At 38.5% G+C, this 16,484-nt stretch carries 13 protein-coding genes and 2 pseudogenes; 1 reads left to right on the forward strand and 14 read right to left on the reverse strand.

Annotation, left to right across the window (positions count from 1 at the left end; translation table 11 throughout):
• Nucleotides 1–55: 55 nt before the first annotated feature.
• The 13 genes and pseudogenes from KO473_RS19410 to KO473_RS19465 form a co-directional block, all read right to left on the reverse strand.
• On the reverse strand, nucleotides 56–1,546 hold the full coding sequence (locus KO473_RS19410) for a putative Ig domain-containing protein (RefSeq protein WP_005822334.1): 1,491 nt from the start codon (nucleotides 1,544–1,546) through the stop codon (nucleotides 56–58).
• Nucleotides 1,547–1,572: 26 nt separating this feature from the next.
• Nucleotides 1,573–2,706: a 6-bladed beta-propeller gene (locus tag KO473_RS19415; RefSeq protein WP_005797455.1), complete on the reverse strand. Its 1,134-nt coding sequence runs from the start codon at nucleotides 2,704–2,706 to the stop codon at nucleotides 1,573–1,575.
• An 8-nt stretch (nucleotides 2,707–2,714) separates the two neighbouring features.
• Nucleotides 2,715–3,905: a 6-bladed beta-propeller gene (locus KO473_RS19420; RefSeq protein ID WP_005822336.1), complete on the reverse strand. Its 1,191-nt coding sequence runs from the start codon at nucleotides 3,903–3,905 to the stop codon at nucleotides 2,715–2,717.
• Between the two features lie 138 nt (nucleotides 3,906–4,043).
• Nucleotides 4,044–4,805: a galactosyltransferase-related protein gene (locus tag KO473_RS19425; protein WP_005822339.1), complete on the reverse strand. Its 762-nt coding sequence runs from the start codon at nucleotides 4,803–4,805 to the stop codon at nucleotides 4,044–4,046.
• Entirely contained in the window at nucleotides 4,796–5,398 is a 603-nt protein-coding gene (locus tag KO473_RS19430; RefSeq protein WP_005822342.1) for a hypothetical protein, read from the reverse strand. Before KO473_RS19430 ends, KO473_RS19425 begins: the two co-directional genes overlap by 10 nt.
• A gap of 31 nt (nucleotides 5,399–5,429) precedes the next feature.
• A complete protein-coding gene (locus tag KO473_RS19435) occupies nucleotides 5,430–6,056 on the reverse strand; it encodes a phosphorylcholine transferase LicD (protein WP_005822344.1) in 627 nt (208 codons plus the stop codon).
• Nucleotides 6,053–7,857 (reverse strand): annotated as a pseudogene (locus KO473_RS19440) (aminotransferase class I/II-fold pyridoxal phosphate-dependent enzyme). Before KO473_RS19440 ends, KO473_RS19435 begins: the two are co-directional and overlap by 4 nt.
• A gap of 113 nt (nucleotides 7,858–7,970) precedes the next feature.
• Nucleotides 7,971–9,218, reverse strand: a complete 1,248-nt coding sequence (locus tag KO473_RS19445; RefSeq protein WP_022011240.1) for a TIGR04150 pseudo-rSAM protein — start codon at nucleotides 9,216–9,218, stop codon at nucleotides 7,971–7,973.
• Nucleotides 9,218–10,417, reverse strand: coding sequence for a radical SAM peptide maturase (locus KO473_RS19450; RefSeq protein WP_005822348.1), 1,200 nt, complete (start codon nucleotides 10,415–10,417; stop codon nucleotides 9,218–9,220). Before KO473_RS19450 ends, KO473_RS19445 begins: the two co-directional genes overlap by 1 nt.
• Nucleotides 10,417–10,701, reverse strand: coding sequence for a hypothetical protein (locus tag KO473_RS23570; RefSeq protein ID WP_005822349.1), 285 nt, complete (start codon nucleotides 10,699–10,701; stop codon nucleotides 10,417–10,419). The genes KO473_RS19450 and KO473_RS23570 overlap by 1 nt, the downstream gene beginning before the upstream one ends.
• Nucleotides 10,702–10,707: 6 nt before the next feature.
• Nucleotides 10,708–11,988, reverse strand: coding sequence for a 6-bladed beta-propeller (locus tag KO473_RS19455; RefSeq protein ID WP_005822350.1), 1,281 nt, complete (start codon nucleotides 11,986–11,988; stop codon nucleotides 10,708–10,710).
• A 131-nt stretch (nucleotides 11,989–12,119) separates the two neighbouring features.
• Nucleotides 12,120–12,362 carry a TIGR04149 family rSAM-modified RiPP gene (locus KO473_RS19460; protein ID WP_005811687.1) on the reverse strand — a complete coding sequence of 81 codons (243 nt, stop codon included), beginning with the start codon at nucleotides 12,360–12,362 and terminating at the stop codon, nucleotides 12,120–12,122.
• 48 nt (nucleotides 12,363–12,410) lie between these two features.
• On the reverse strand, nucleotides 12,411–13,643 hold the full coding sequence (locus tag KO473_RS19465; RefSeq protein WP_025814616.1) for a TIGR04157 family glycosyltransferase: 1,233 nt from the start codon (nucleotides 13,641–13,643) through the stop codon (nucleotides 12,411–12,413).
• A 229-nt stretch (nucleotides 13,644–13,872) separates the two neighbouring features.
• On the opposite strand from KO473_RS19465, the pseudogene KO473_RS19470 reads away from it, so the two are divergent.
• Nucleotides 13,873–15,119: pseudogene (locus KO473_RS19470) on the forward strand (glycosyltransferase family 8 protein).
• Nucleotides 15,120–15,179: 60 nt separating this feature from the next.
• Here the strand turns inward: KO473_RS19470 and KO473_RS19475 are convergent.
• Nucleotides 15,180–16,295, reverse strand: coding sequence for a 6-bladed beta-propeller (locus tag KO473_RS19475; protein ID WP_005822355.1), 1,116 nt, complete (start codon nucleotides 16,293–16,295; stop codon nucleotides 15,180–15,182).
• Nucleotides 16,296–16,484: the final 189 nt, after the last annotated feature.

Below are 16,484 nucleotides of genomic sequence, written 5' to 3' on the forward strand. Positions count from 1 at the left end.
AAAGGGCTATCCGGTACCGCCAATTTTACCGGATAGCCCTATTTTACAATCAATCTTATTTACATATAAACACTTTACACTCACCGGGAGCAAGCTTTACGACCCATCCGGTAGAAGCCTCAGCCACAAGGCTGCCTTCTATAACATCATATACCCGATCCAATGACAATCCTTCTACCGTCTTTACATTCAACTCCACGTCTACGGGTCCGGATATCCGGTTCAGACAAGCTATTGCTTTGCTTCCGTCACTCAACGGCTTCACCCAGACATCATAATGATCGGCACGAATGGCACGCTCTGCCTGAATGCCCAGCGGATCCTGATCGATAGCAATCAGATCCTTATTCAAAAGTATTTGTAACGTACTATCATTCATCTGCCGTACATCATTGCCACAGAGTAATGGAGAAGCCATCATGCACCAGAGAGCAAAGTGGGACTGATATTGTTCATTCGTACAACCTTCCGATTCATAACCGATACTCTTACTTTTTCCGCCAATCCCCACAACAAGCATATCCGGATCATTCCATCCGCCGGGTCTTGCATATTCACTAAGCGGTGCATTTATTTCAAGAATGTTCAAAATGCCACGTAAACCTCCCTTTTCGTCTGTCGAACGATTCCACAAGTCGCCAATATCACCGGATACTCGCCATAAATGTCCGCCGACTTTCTTCGCCCATTTCCAAGGTTCACGCTGTCCCCACTCACAAATTGAAAAGACGATAGAACGGTCGGTCGCTCTCAATGCCCTCCCCATCTTCTCATATCTTTCCATCGCTTCTACTCTTCCGGCAGGTGCATTGCAATAGTCATACTTCAAAAGATCAACACCCCAGGATGCGAAATCCCGTGCATCAATTTCTTCATATCCATAACTGCCACAAACCCCACCACAAGTTTTATCAGCGGCATCCGAATAAATTCCAAGTTTGAATCCTCGCTCATGCAAGTAATCGGCCACATATTTGATGCCTCTCGGGAACTTTGTTTTATCAATTTGGATATGACCGTCGGCTCCCCTTTCAGGCAACTGCCAAAAGTCATCGATATTAATAAAAGCATACCCCAAATCACGCATTCCGTTTTCTACCATTGCATCTGCAGTTTGCAACAGTAGCTCCTCTGTCAGGTGACGTCCGAATGTATTCCAACTGTTCCACCCCATCGGAGGAGTCAGCAACAACTCATCTCCTATATTAATCAGTAGTTCCTGTGTATCGGTTCCAAGGGCATTCTCAGCTTTCAGCATTACTTTGTACGTTCCCTTTTCTACTACTTTTCCCTTGATTATCCCCGTTTCTTTATCCAGCTTCAATCCCTTGGGAAGATTTTCAGCATGCCACTTTATCGGTCGTTCTCCGGAGGTGGGAATATAAAACAAAAAAGGGGTAGCAGGATAGTTTCCCACCACATGAGGGGGATTAATACACGGTTTCCCCTCAAAAATAGCGGTTCGCACTTCGCTCGCCTGTACTGTCGGACTCGCCAGCATCAGACATAAGCAATATAAAAAAGAAACATAACTTGTAATTTTCATACGTTTAAAAAGAATTTATATAGATTTTATTTTAATGTTACAACAACCATTACCGGATTATCCTCTTCATCCAATCGGTTTATCAATTCATCCAGTTCTTTTTTTCTTTCCGGCAGTAAAGCTTTCGAATAGCGTTTACCTTTACTCAGATAACCTACCATCCGGGCATTTGCCAACTGATTTCCCAACCCTGTTCCGGGAGGAGTAAAATCAAATCCTGCCGCCAAATCATCTTTTATAATCACATTTGAAAAACTCTTCTTCTGTTTATCATACAATCCCACAAAGCTTTCATTCTTCAGGACATAAAGCACAAAGAAATAACGGTCTGACTCAAAAACCTGTTGTACTGCAATTGATTGAAAACGTTTTCCGGGATCTATTTCATTGGCAGATACATCCACATCCTTCCCCGAACAATCAAATTTCCATGCCAATGTCTTTTTTCTGTTGGCATCAATTTTATAAATCAGATTCTCCAACGCAGGTTTAAAGTAAATATCGCCCCCATAACAATACATTACATCGCGGGTAGATAGGTTAACACCATATTTCTTTCCAGGTTCCATATATCCTTTCCAGATCTTTAGTTTCTTCCCATTTTCATCGATAAGGAACAATTGTTGGGGATTATCCTTTCTCATAAAATAATTATTATCACAATAGAGAATAGATCCCTGACCGTCTACAGCTCCGGTACCCATATTCAGGTGAGGAGCCGGTATACGACGGAGAAATTTACCATTGAAGCCATAACAGATTATATCCTGGAAATCCTGAACATACAGTTTTTGGTTATCAGGGTCAGTAAAAAACAATAATCCTACCGCATATTCTTCAGGCCCCTGTCCTTGCCGGCCTATCTTATTCATAAACTTACCATTTTTATCGAACCGATAAAAACTTCTGGTCTGTGCGTCACCCGCAATAATCGAGTTTCCGGCATAAATAATACTACATTCATTCCCCAGCAGACAATTATCAGTAGTTTCTAAAGGGAAATAACGTACATCAGATGCCAGTTCACTCATTAATACCGTCTTAGGACTTTGTGTAACAGCCTTTGCCAAATTCAGCGTGACGGCAGCTGCATTCTTCTGAGCAAATAGTGGAAAAGCCAACACATGGGCTAATAAAATGCAAAATGTAAATGATTTCATAATACCTCCTATCTTTTAAATTTATAAAGAATCACTACCGGATTGGCTTCATCCCCGATATTCAATACATCAGGAGCCTGCTTTAGATATCCTTTTTCACGTAAAGCCAAAAGAATATCAGCATTCACCACTTGTGCGCGTCCCCCATCCGCCATTACATACTCCGGCCAGAAAGGTATCCCTCCATCTATATCATTATCCATGCCAATTACATTGCCGCCTGGAATGGCAGCACTACATTCCAAATAATCATCCGGAATACGCTGCGATTTCAGTTCACCGGTCTTCTTATCGAATCTTTGTATAAAAATAGCATCTCCTTTGTACAGACGCAAGTAAAGATAGTGAGGAGATTCGAACAGATCATAGACTCCAATAATCTGATCCGTTTCAACTGTATTATCCCTGAATTTATTAATATTAGCAATATCCATATAATATTCAGTCGGGTTTTCCCGTTTCAGAACATAAGCCGGCTCTATTCCATTAGCATAAATCCCGGCCACCGTATCATTGCATGCAGTAAACAGCAGTACCTCTTCTGTAGAAGGAGAAAAGCAGATTTCTTTCATGAAACAAACATCCTGAGAGAGTCCTTGTGGAAAAAGAGACTTAGACTTTAACAGCAAACCATCAGCCTGTTGCAATGCGCCTGCCCATGGTGCTTGTTCAAAAGGCTTCATGACCAATCCTTTCAATGCTCTCTTCCCATCCGCAAAGACATACATTCCACCGGCCTGCTTCACCGTTGTATCATTCCGTAGAAAACTTCCGTCATACGAATACACCAATGCATCCCCTCCATACTGGAATATAGATAATTCTTTATTGCTATCATCAACCGCAAGTTCACTTATCATACTATACTCTCCCGGCCCATTTCCCTGGCGGCCGACCCGACGTATGAACTTACCCTTTCGATCAAATTGCAACACTTCTTCAGTCTTTCCGTTATACATAAACATGTAATCCGTCGTCACCTGCAGATTCAGCAGATTGCTAATCAGGCATGAGTCTGTTGTTTCCAAAGGAATATATTGTATGCTCACCACATCTTCTTTCATGGAGATAGGTGTCTCTTTCTGCAAAGCAGAGCGTACATTGACAATCGGGCATTCGGATAAAGAAGAAGATTTTGGCTGGCAGGCCACCAGCCCGAGCAGCCATAAACCGTTTAACAATAATATTGTGTTTTTCATAATGACTGTCTCTCAATATTTATTTTTCAGGGATATGTATACAAAGATACATTTTCAATTTGAAAAATCACTTAAAATCAATCATTTTTATCCCTATTTATAAACCCGACAATCAAATACCATATAAATTTAGTGTGATCAGTCCGGAAAGGTTGGTTGTTCAAGCCACCTTAGCATCTCCGCCTTACTCCTTCTGCAAGTAGCCAGCAATGCTTCTAAATTACGTTTATCCCGTTCACCCATATCAAAACCCGAATTGATGCCCCTCGGATGATGAAGATGATATAACGGTCCTTTTACACGTGCAATGGGCAACTCTAATATCTCCAGACGCTTCACTCTTTCGGCATCTTCGGGACCCCAACCATAAAACGCTTCATTCTCTCCGCCTGCCCGCAGATAGGCAACCCTGTTCACAAGAAAAGCTCCTCCCACCGAAGGTCTCATCCCTATTGAAGTAGCATCCACCTTTTCCAACACTGATACGTCCTTGCGGATTCTGTCACTCATAGCTTCATTCAGAAAGATAAAACGCCCGTCATACGGGAAACACATCACACAGCCCGAACAAATCCTACCGACCGCTTCTCTCAACTGAACCGGCGGAATAATCACATCCGTATCCCAGATACCTGCAATCGGGAACTTAGCCGATCTCAACAATATATTTAAATAACGTGTCCGGTAGAATACCGGATCATCATCTTTCACAAACCGATAGCGTAACCTCTCACACGTCTCAGACAAATAAAAACGTTGCTCCGTATCCGCCTCAAGAATATCCACAGACACCTCTGTCTGCTGTAGCAGCAAAGAAAGGATAAACCGAAGATTCTCCGCCCTCTCCGGATTATCTACCCGCAAGGGGATGACAATGCTAACCTCTCTTGTCAGATCCATACCGCCTCCCTTCCAGATGTAATCATGCCCTTCTCACAGTACTCCATCAGTTTCTCGACTTTTGCATTGAATACATCCAACCGATGCAACAGGCAAAGAATAAAAAACACCTCTTCGAAAAGTGAACTTTCCCTGACTCCGGGCAGCGAGTCTGCTATCCAGTCAATCAGGTAAATTAAATGCTCTTTCATTCGTAGCACCTTGATGTCTTCCTCACCTTTCCTCCGGGACAACCGGTAATACAGATAATAAGCGAGACCACAAATACCTTTCCCGATGCCTAAAGTTCCGATCGCCCTACTATTAATCGTATTAAATACCCTGCAATCGATCTGCCATAGAATCTCGTCGGCATCCCCTTCCACAAAGCCCTCCTGCAACAGATACTCAATTCCGACACCTACTCCGCACAAACCGTCACCATAAGTCACCGGAAGTTCCAAAGAACAATTCTCCATCACCTCATCCAGCAACACTTCTGCTTTCTCTTCCCACTCTTCTTCAGCCGTCTGCCGATAAAGACGATAGAATCCGATGATTTTCCCCATTTCTCCCATCATCCCCGGATTTTCTATCCCTCTTACGCTTTCCATATTTTCTTTATTGACGTAATCAATCATTTTATTACACCGACCAGGCAACCACTTCCGGAATTTGCCTTTCCTCTTCCGGGGGAAACGTTCTATAATCTCCATAACAACGGGTCAGATAAGCATCGTATCCTGACGGAACCGGAAACTCCACTCCTTCAAATCGTGCAGTATCCAGATATTCCACCTCATCCAGCCGCAAATGAATACGGCTCTCACTCAAATTCCGCTCAAAACTGTTCGACAAAGCATTCTCATACTTACCATCCCAATCATAAATGAAAAGATCCAACTGTAATCCACCGAACTGCATCGGCTCGGCCGGAGTCTTTTTATCCGGAACATACCGGCTGTGCCGATCTCTCAACCGCGCCTCAACCAACCAGCTCCATGGAGCCATGGCCGGTTCTGTTTCCGGAGTCTGAAAGAAAATATCCTGAGGCAATTCCGACACACCTTTCTCCAAAAAGAGTGCATAATCACTCCTTAACATCCCCACATCCGTATCTGTATCCCAAGGAATAAACCCCTGATGCCGGATAGCTCCCAGCAGTGTACCATAATCGAGCCAATAATCAATATCGTGCTTCTTGCAGACAGTATCGAAAGACTGCAATAAATAAAGCATCCTCCGATGTGCCTCCTTTATATCTATATTCATAATTTATATTTTAATATTCCGGCCAAATACCGGTTTTCCTCTTTACTCCTGATAGCAATACGAATATACTGCTTTCCATACATTCCCCTCTTCAAGCTACAGTCTTTTACCAGAATATCATGCTCTCTCAGCAAAACTTCCGCAAGCTCTCGGGCGCTGTACTTATGGGTCACTTCACATAAAAAGAAGTTTGCTTGTGAAGGAAATACCGCTAAATAGCCTACCTCCTGAAGTTCTTCAAAAAAGAGCGCTCTTTCCTCTCTAAAGCGGGCACATGCCTGCCGGTAGTCGATTGTGTATTTGTCCAGAATCTGTAAATAGTACTCGGCCAAAGAGTTTATATTCCAGACCGGAAGTTTCTGCTGTAATTCATCCATTAATTTATGGTCACCAGAAACAGCAATTCCCAATCGTAATCCGGGAATTCCATGTGACTTAGACAGGCTCTTTATCACCACCAGATGATTATACTCCTTCAATATCTTGTCATCAATCAGAGAAGTTTCCTCTCCGCCCTCCGAGAAGTCAATAAAAGACTCATCCACAATCAGCCGTATCGAACGCTCCTGAGTCCATCCCGCTAATGAAATCAAATCCTCGTAAGGAATACTATTTCCGGAGGGGTTATCCGGATTCAGCAATAGTAATGAAGTCACTCCCTTATCCTCAAAAAATGTTTTCAGGTCGCTTACGGTATAGCGATAACCTGGCCTCAACGGCAAGAAAGTCTCTATCCGGTCATCACCTACCAGATATTCTTCAAATGTAGGAAGAATCACCCCCATTCTACCGGGAAGCAACTCCATCAGCTTTCTTATCAACTCTGCCGCGCCATTCCCCACCGCGACAGCCTCCGCAGGAATGTTCCAGTGCTTCGCCACCAATCGCCTGTTTACATAACTCCCCGAAGGGTATTGCCTGAGCAGTTTATCAAAATTAGCCTTCAGTTCTTCCAGCATCCTTTCTGTCGGGAAATGTGGATTCACCAGATAAGCAAAATCAAGCAAGAAAGGGAAACGCCAATACCCTCCATAACGTTTCTGGTAACCGGGCAAAAGCCCTTCTTTCTTACCAAATAGCGTTTCGGCAATATCTAAATCCTGCATGTCATCTATCTCATACCACTTTTCACCCTCAAGCGGCAAAGCCTTCAACCCGGCTTTATCCAACAAAGACAAAACGGCCAGTATTTGTTCGTAATATGCACTATTATCAAAACATTTGCAATAGGCTTCCAGAAAAGGTACGTACTTACCTACAGAAAACTCCTTACTAAAACGATAGATATTCACCGTCTTAAAATAAGTAGAAGTTTTTCGTACGAAAAAGTATGTTTAGATACAAAGTCCACAATAAACTGCTTTTCATCCACAGTCACCATAGTCCCGTCCATCCAACTCTTATAACGGTCTACTACTGCAACATCCGGATACGGTTCTTCAAGCACTCTTTCAAGTATTCTCTTCTCAAAAACAATATCCGATTCTAACAATAAAGTATCATCAGACGCTAAGTGGTGCCGTGCCAGAAACAGAGAATAAATATTATTAGTATATGCATAGTAAGGGTTTTCCAGATAATAAATAGGAATTCCGCAATATTCATTTCCCAGATACGCCCGTAGTTTGTCACCTTGAAAACCAATCACAAGCACAATCCTCGATAGTCTTGCGACTGCCAGGTTTGCCAGTAACCGATCTATGATCCGGATACCGTTCACCTCAATCATACACTTAGTGTCGTACCGGGTCAATTCTCCCAGACGCCTACCCATTCCTGCTGCCAATATAATAGCCTGCATATCTGACCCCTTATTAAGTTCCTAACTCCGGCTGACTCTTCATACAATTCCTCTTTTCCTATCTCAAACAGGAAGTACTGCCACGACATCCAACCGAGTATTATGAAGATAAGCTAGCATTTCCACGGTTTAACATGACACAAATTAGGTTTTCCAATTACTAATTCGTAATTAGAGGGTGAAGGACAAAGATATTTGTACAAACATTCTTTACAAGCAGGCAATGAATCACGAGTCCAATGCCACATCTTCCCTTGTTTCATCTCTTGAAATACCCAGTCCTTTACATAACCATCAATTGTTCCTATTGACTTTGAATTAAAATTTGGGTATACCTTTCCGTCACAATCAATGTATAATGTACCAAAAAAGTGCGTATTCACTAACTGGTGAGCAAAAATATCTTTTTTCGTTCGACACAAAGCCATCACATCCTCAAGGGTCTGGAAAACATATTTTTCAAAGAAATCCAAGTTATCAATTGTATAAAATGGATAAATATTAGCTTTCAATTTATAAACATCAATAATTCGGCTCACTTCTTGAAATTCTTCTTCAGAAGTCACTGCAAAACAGTATTCTACACGTTCATTAGGTAAAGCAACACAGGCACTTATTGCATATTCATTTACAGGATAATCAATCAAAAATTTTATAGACACAGATGGGTCATTCAATAGTTCAGTTCTAATCTGCTCATAATCAACAGATTGTTTATAATAAAGATAAAAACACTTTCCAAAAGAATATTTTTTAAGTTCATTCAACAACTCATCTAAGAAAGGATATGACAGTACATTTCCACCTACAAAATTAATTAAAGTGACTGGAGTGTGTTTAAGCTGTTCTAACAAACGACATATCTCATTGTAGGAAAGCCGATTATCTTGTTTACGGCACCATACAATTTGTTTATCAACAGTTTGACAATAACGACAATTTATGGAACATTCACCGGTCAGACGCATCGTTACAACACGTAGATTATTTACAATCTTTTGTCCAAAAAGCTCCAAATTATTCATTGTTTCGACATCATTTTCCAAATTCTCATTCACACTAACTTCAGGCACAATAACTAATGGTTTCTGCCTAAACTCTTCCTGCGAATATAAGTCACCGATAAAATTTCGCCGAATTTCGGACACAAATTCCGTTACTTCAGGAACATTCAAATCATCCTCTGTTAGTTCCATACAATACAAATTCTCTTTTTTCATCAATTCCATAACAATCGTACGGACAGGATCTGTAAGTTTCCATGTCACTCCTTTCCCAGACAGAGAATCGTATAGCAATACGGCTTCATGGTTTGTCCATACGAAAACATACGATTCTAAAAAAAGCCAAAATCTCTTCATCACGCAAAAATCATTGTATTAACACTATTATATAAATCTGGAGCGATCTCTAACATAGAAATCTTATCGCTTAAATATTCTTTATATTCGTTCTCATCCATAGCAACTTCACAGACAGGAAGACCACCTTTAAAATCGAATTGAAATAGACAGTGAGGGCAAAAATCCGCTTGATAGCAATGCTCACATTGCTTACTTATCGCCTCATAATAGCGATTGTACTTATCTGCAATCTCTACACAATCGACTTTCACGGCCTCTTCTATCCTCCCCAACACATGCTGAAACCCTATTCTTTCGCAAGCCAACAAATCACCACTCGGAGTCACAAAAAGCTTTTTCCAAAAAGGCAAACAAGTACCTGTGGGTATTCGTGGGTATCCCTTTCTCTCTTTTAAAAGCAACTCTATATAATGCCTATACGAATTACCTATATGATAATAAAAAAAATAGCCAGCATTTCTTATTTGAGCAGAGTTTCTTTCACGAGCTCTTAAAAGATCAGTAGACTCAACATAAGGACGATAAATCTTACGAAAATGCTCCATTTTGCCCTTTTTCACTCCCGTATAAGTAATTGTCTCTATCCCAGGAACTTTATTAAATTCGCCATAAATAAACTGATGTACCGACTCCGCATTAGAGTAACAGTTTAATACAGAATTAAAATGAACCTTACGTTTAAAATAGCCAGGATATCTCTCCTTCAATAAGTTGATATTAGCATAAACTCGATCGAATGAAGGGGTTCCTTTTTTATCTACTCGCAATTGATTATGTACGCTATTTCCATCTAAACTAATTAATAGAGAAACCTCATGCTTCACTAGAAAATCCATATAACGATCAAGTAGTATGCCATTAGTAGTCATACTAAATAAAAAAGTCGAATGATTTTTTAAATGAAGTGTTTGGACATATTCCACAATCTGTTCTATCAACCTGAAATTAATCAAAGGTTCTCCACCATAAAAGCCTAACATAATATTCCCACCTTGTGACAAATTCAAATCAGAATCCCAAAGAACTACTAAATAGTCTATCAGAACTTTAGCCTGCTCAAAATTCATGGAATCATGGCGGGGTGCAATATCTGCATGATTATATAGATCCCCATAACAACAATAAACACAATTTAAATTACATTGATGTGTAACCTGAAAAACCACATTGTCTATATTAGCTAATTGTTGTGCCACTACTTGAGCTGATATTCGCCCAGCCAAATGCTTTTTGGAGTCAATAGATCCAAATAGTCCCCCCCTCTCAAATGCAAATATTTTTGATAATAATGTTTCAATTCTTCTATTGTCATTGAAGGATATTTAGTTTGAATAACAGCATATAGATCACTCTCAAGATTGTCTGCTGACAATTTCATGAAATCCTTAAATACTGGATGACAATTAACTATACAAGAATTCTGCATATCATATAAATATCCATTTCCATTATTACTTTCAAAATAAACCGTTGATTCCATATTCAATTATTGTTTTAAATGAGCTATTATAAGAATCGGATTTTCTTCATCATTCAATGAATCGGCAAGTGCAATCAAACGATTGCTCACGCTCTCTCCCTTTTCCGCCTTTTTTTGAATATATTCTTTCAGTTCAAACGGCCAAACCGAAGAAACCATCGCATTATTACAAATGCCATATTGTGGAAAAAATGTCATTCCATTATCAATATCATCTATCAGGCCGTCTCCTGCTATTGCTACAGTCTCACCTGTTTGCTTGTCATAAAGAGCCATATGTGACTCATTATACCCTCTCCAAGCTGAAGAAAAAGCTTTCAGATTCAACCACCATAAAAATAAATACCGCTTTCCCTCACTGACTTGATATACCCACTTTTTATTATCAATTAGCTGAGCTAGTTCACTATTTTTTGCTTTCTCTTTCATTGTTTCTACATTTCCTTTTGATGAGGAAACTATTTTAGTATACTCTTTTAAATATAATTTCTTATAATCATTTAAAAAGCACCGATTATCCGCTTTTAGACCCTTAAAATCAAGAGTCCAGCGTTTTTGGAGTCCCGTATCCGATACTGCATAAATAGCATCTGTAAAACAGTTATAAAAAAGTGTCGTATCCTGATAATCAGAAAAAGTATAAGGCATTCCCCCACCAATTCCCGGAGGATTAAGAAAGAGACTATCCGGAATAATTCTAGCACTATGTTGAATATTCAACTCTTCATCCATCCAAAATACAGAATCAGGATAATTTACTATCAAATAATTTTCCCCAGATTTTACCATAGCATATACATTTTTTAATCCAGAAGCGACTTTACCTTCTATACTTTTATCACGATATGCTATTCTAATTTCCTTCCCTGTAAATTTTCCTTTTGCATCAAACTGGATAATCTTATCTCCTTGGGTATAGAAAAGGTCGCGATCACGATCATAGAAGATACTATATCCAAAACCACTTTCCTCACCTGGCCCTTGCCCCAGCGCACCAATATTTGCTACAAACTGTCCTTTTTTATCAAATAAACTTCCTGGATAAACAACCCAATATGGCTTCATGTAAGAAATAAGCATTTTATCTTTTACATAACTTTTTGTTGTTTCTAAAGGAACATAAGTAATACTATCAACAAAAGCTGAAAGCTTCATTGAAACAGGATGCTCTATTGCATTGCCTATTCGAATAGTACGATCTATAACCTTGGTTTGCTCCTTCTTCGTATTGTCAGATGAACAAGCCAAGAATAGGAAAATGGATAATAACAAAAATGTATTTTTCATCTAATATTGCCAATTAAATTAGTATGAAGTGGAAAATATAAAAAGTCCCACTTCACACCCATTTTACCTAATAGCCAGATAAATTTCAATATCAAAAAATTCTTATCAAACTGTAAGCAACCTATAAGAAATCACTTATTTGGCAAAACCGTACCATTTGACTTGGTAAATTTAGCGACATCAGAAATAACATTGTAGTAAGCATCTTCCCCACTTCCACCACAAATACAAGAACACTTGCCTGAATAATAATTAGCCCATTGATTAGCTGTTCCAAATGCACATTCATTACCTCCAACCAATCGATCCATTTCTTTCTCCTCCAGACATTTTTTGTCTAGATTACCAAGTTTCAATACTGAAATTTTTTTCATAATAATAATTTTTATAAGTTAATACTATAAATTCAGCAGAGTGGCCTTTCAAATCCACTCTAGCTCTTTCATTCCCTCTTGCATGACATTCAAAGTATAGTGTTTCAAATAGACATTTCTACTTTGCTGCCGCATAGCATTCTTTTCGTCAATTGATAAAGATAAAATTCGAACCATACTGGATTTCAATTTCTCAATAAATACTTCCGGGTAAGCATCCACATCCTCTATAGATATAGCATATCCATTTAGCCCTTCCTGAATCATATCTTCTAAACCTGTAGAAGCTGTGCCAATGAGAGGTATTCCATGCATCATCATTTCTATAGCAACATAACTGCATTGTTCTTGAAGAGAAGGAAGAACACCTATATCTGATATTTGATATAACTGATATAATTTCTCCTTTCTGATTCGACCAGTAAAAGTAACATGGCTCCAAATACCCTCACACTCAGACAAATAAGCAGAATAATCCCCATCACCTACCACTAACAAATGAACATTAGGCAAGCAATCTAAAAGCTTTCGAAATGCATTAATTAGATAGTACACACCTTTGATCTGATTTAGTCGTCCCACGTAAAGAATTATTTGATCTTCCACTTTAAATGACAAATTACCTTTTTGAATTTTACGCTGTTCTATATCTAAAATCCGTGCTTCGTCCACCAGACCATTATATAATAATCTTATTTTTTGTTCCACAATCCCATAAACATTTCGAAGCAAATTATAAGTATGCTCCGATAAACAGACCACTCTGTCTGCTTTCAGAAAAAAGTCCTTATTTGCAACAAATTCTTTATAGACAATTTTCTCTGTAGCATCCCTGTCAGTGGATACTTTACCCAGAAGACATTCCAAATAGCTTCCGTTTCTCCTTTTCATGGTGTACCATCCAACGTAATGTATTACAATTATAATACGACAACTAGAAATAATCTTCTTTAGGTTCAGAATGAGTTCTGAATGACTCAAATAATTTACCAGAAATATATTATCTTCTTCTTCATTCATACAAAATCTCAGCGACTCTGCTAAATCCAAACAGTAACTTTCATGTCGCATCTCTTCTTCCTCTGTTTCAGAAGGAAACCATAAATATCGAACTCCATCTGACCACCCTTCTTCTATTACATTAGTGCCAGATTCCAACTTTACAATTGTCAACGCACTACAAACATCCATTCTCCAAATATTAATAATTTGTTGAATATATGTGCCTATACCATAAAGGGATGCAGAACTACATTGATCAATTATATATAAGTGTTTCATAATATAGATTTTCAACTTCTTATTAATCGGCTACAATATTATTCTATTAGATTTGCAAGGTATGCCCACCTTACTTCATATCCAAATATTATCAGAAAAGATGTACCGAACGTAGCCTTTTTTTATACCGAACGTCATATACCTATAGAAATAATCCTTATAAACAGAAATATATCTAAAAAACAGATATATTTGCCTCTGACAAATAATCCTTTTTAACCACACAAGCATGAAAAACACAATACCAATCTTCTTTGCAATCAATGAAGAATACATTGACCATTGCTGTACCTCTATAGTATCTATTCTTGAGAATAATAGATATTTGAATATAAGCATATACATTCTGACAGATTATATTTCGTTAGAAAGCAAAGAGTTCCTTCAGGAAATAAAAAATGTATTTACCTGTGTAACTATCCAATGGGAAATAATAGATTCAGAATCATTCAAGCAACTCAAGAAAAAAGGAGGATACATCACCGAACACACTCTTTATCGTTATGCCATCGCAGATCTTTTTCCCAATCTGGATAAAGCCCTATACCTGGATGCAGATTTAGTAATCAATGGCAGCATAGAGCCATTGTGGGAACTGGATTTGGAAGGTTATTATTGTGCAGGAGTGGATGATATCTTTATAAGACGAATCAATTATAGAAAGATACTGGAACTAACGGAAAAGGATGTATACATCAATGCAGGCGTACTGCTGTTGAATCTGAAAGACCTTAGAAAAGATAAAATACAGGAAAAGCTATTGCAACACACATCAATCTATATAAACCGGGATCGATATCAGGATCAAGATGCGATTAACTGTATATGTAAAGGCAAAATAAAGCTGATTCCCAATATCTATAATTTCACTACCAGTGAAACTTTGCATACCCCTGAAATGTTATCCGGCATCATCATCATTCATTATACCGGAAGTATAAAGCCATGGCATCAAGAGTACAATTGGCAAGTATTAAAAGAGCTATATTGCAAATACAATAGTTCTATGAACAAAATCAAAGATCGACTTTTATCAAGGTGGATGGAACGAACGATTGAGCTTTTTCAATTAAGCCAAAAAACGAACGATACAGAATTAGAAGAGGGGGCAGATAAATTACTGAACAAGATAATAGTGATGAAATACTACATCAAATAGACTCCGCTGTATATTCAGTCATTGAACAAAAGTCTTTGACTGACCTCGGATTAAGAAAGGGAGTTTCGGGCTTAGCTTACTATTTCTATTTACGTCTATGTGCAAGAGAAAACTTCAACACTCCCACAGCCTTAAAAATAAAAGAATATCTCTTTCACCTGATAAATTGGATAGCAGAGTTGCTTCCGGATACAAATAATCGGCTTGTATTATGCGAAGTTTACCTGGTTCTTAGCCTGTTACACGAACTAAATATCCCTCAAACACCAATAGAGACATTAATGCGCAATAGCCTGTCCCAAATAACAGGCTATTAGTTCCACAGCTACTAATACTTATATAAAAATCAGAAATCTATCAGTGTCTGGCCATATTCATTATTTCAGCTTCACTACAATCAACGCAGGATTCAATTCTTCTTTTAAAGGTTGAGTTCTGACAGAAATCAAATAATTGCCATCTTGGGAAATATACTCCGGGAAAAAAGTATCACCCTCCAGATAAGGAGGAAGCTCACCTGTAGGTTCACCAAAATAATCCATCTCTTTTTTTGATAATTTTAGTTCGAAAAGATCCGCCTGATGATTTGCCTTATCATAGAATGCAGTTAAGTAATATTGCTTCTTCTGATCTATGTCTACTGTAATAGCCCCTAAGACTAATCCATTAGCAGTCATACTGAACAAAGGAACGTATGGCATGTGCAAAAACAATTCTTCGTCCGGATTTTCCAAAGAGTAGCGCAATCTATCGTTAGATCTCAGCTTTCCCCAGTCGATTATATATTCGGGAGAAAGAGAATGCTTTACCGTATCCACAGAGAAAATAGTGTCATTAAGCAACTGCTTAAAGTACAACTTATCATATAAAGATGAAAATTGGGCTTCACGAGGGAAGAAACAAACTTTTTTTGCCTGATAGTTTTGTTGATATGGAATAGCCCCCCTCTTTTCATCCCGTCGATAAAACACAAGACGTTCTTTTTCATCTCCTCCACTCTGAGCTTTAAAGCCTATAAAGTTCTTGTCCGACATTGGATAAATGGCAGAAAACATGTCTGGAAGTGCCTGATAAGATTCAATAAACTTCCCATTCAAGGAGTAAACATTAACTTTATTATTTAAGTCTGTAATCAAAACACGATTGTTTATATAAAGCAAATTCATCAACATTGTATATTCCTCCGGACCACTTCCTTTCTGAGCTATATCACAAACAAATTTTCCAGAATGAGAAAAAAGAGAGCACTTCTTACCATATCCTATGATAAAATACTGATCGGTCATTATTAACTGGCTCACGTATGGAATCAGTAACGAATCATTCGTCTCTAATTGTACAACCTCTACACTTTCCGCAATATCATATACAGATTTCTCCACCGGATTTTCGATAGCATCGGCTAAGTCTATTACAGGATAAAGACTATTTTCTTTCTTACTACACGAGTAAAAGAGAAATGTACTTAAACAAAAAAATAAAAGTGATTTCATAATATCGGTAACTTTAAATGATTAATGTGATATAGAACCGAACAATCGGACAATCAGATGGCACCTGAGCTAACAAGTCTATTTTCTCTGAATGAGAAGAAGAGCAACCGATCAGATGCACCAATATACCTAAATACAAGAGTAATCGAACTTTATTCATACTTATTTATATTTAAAACAACAATCCAA

Source organism: Bacteroides sp. HF-4919 (assembly GCF_018860125.1).

Bases quoted from the DNA above. Each gene is read 5' to 3' on its own strand.
- KO473_RS19410 (WP_005822334.1), bottom strand. From the start codon at position 1,546: ATGAAAATTACAAGTTATGTTTCTTTTTTATATTGCTTATGTCTGATG.
- KO473_RS19415 (WP_005797455.1), bottom strand. From the start codon at position 2,706: ATGAAATCATTTACATTTTGCATTTTATTAGCCCATGTGTTGGCTTTT.
- KO473_RS19420 (WP_005822336.1), bottom strand. From the start codon at position 3,905: ATGAAAAACACAATATTATTGTTAAACGGTTTATGGCTGCTCGGGCTG.
- KO473_RS19425 (WP_005822339.1), bottom strand. From the start codon at position 4,805: ATGGATCTGACAAGAGAGGTTAGCATTGTCATCCCCTTGCGGGTAGAT.
- KO473_RS19430 (WP_005822342.1), bottom strand. From the start codon at position 5,398: ATGGAAAGCGTAAGAGGGATAGAAAATCCGGGGATGATGGGAGAAATG.
- KO473_RS19435 (WP_005822344.1), bottom strand. From the start codon at position 6,056: ATGAATATAGATATAAAGGAGGCACATCGGAGGATGCTTTATTTATTG.
- KO473_RS19445 (WP_022011240.1), bottom strand. From the start codon at position 9,218: ATGAAGAGATTTTGGCTTTTTTTAGAATCGTATGTTTTCGTATGGACA.
- KO473_RS23570 (WP_005822349.1), bottom strand. From the start codon at position 10,701: ATGGAATCAACGGTTTATTTTGAAAGTAATAATGGAAATGGATATTTA.
- KO473_RS19455 (WP_005822350.1), bottom strand. From the start codon at position 11,988: ATGAAAAATACATTTTTGTTATTATCCATTTTCCTATTCTTGGCTTGT.
- KO473_RS19460 (WP_005811687.1), bottom strand. From the start codon at position 12,362: ATGAAAAAAATTTCAGTATTGAAACTTGGTAATCTAGACAAAAAATGT.
- KO473_RS19465 (WP_025814616.1), bottom strand. From the start codon at position 13,643: ATGAAACACTTATATATAATTGATCAATGTAGTTCTGCATCCCTTTAT.
- KO473_RS19475 (WP_005822355.1), bottom strand. From the start codon at position 16,295: ATGAAATCACTTTTATTTTTTTGTTTAAGTACATTTCTCTTTTACTCG.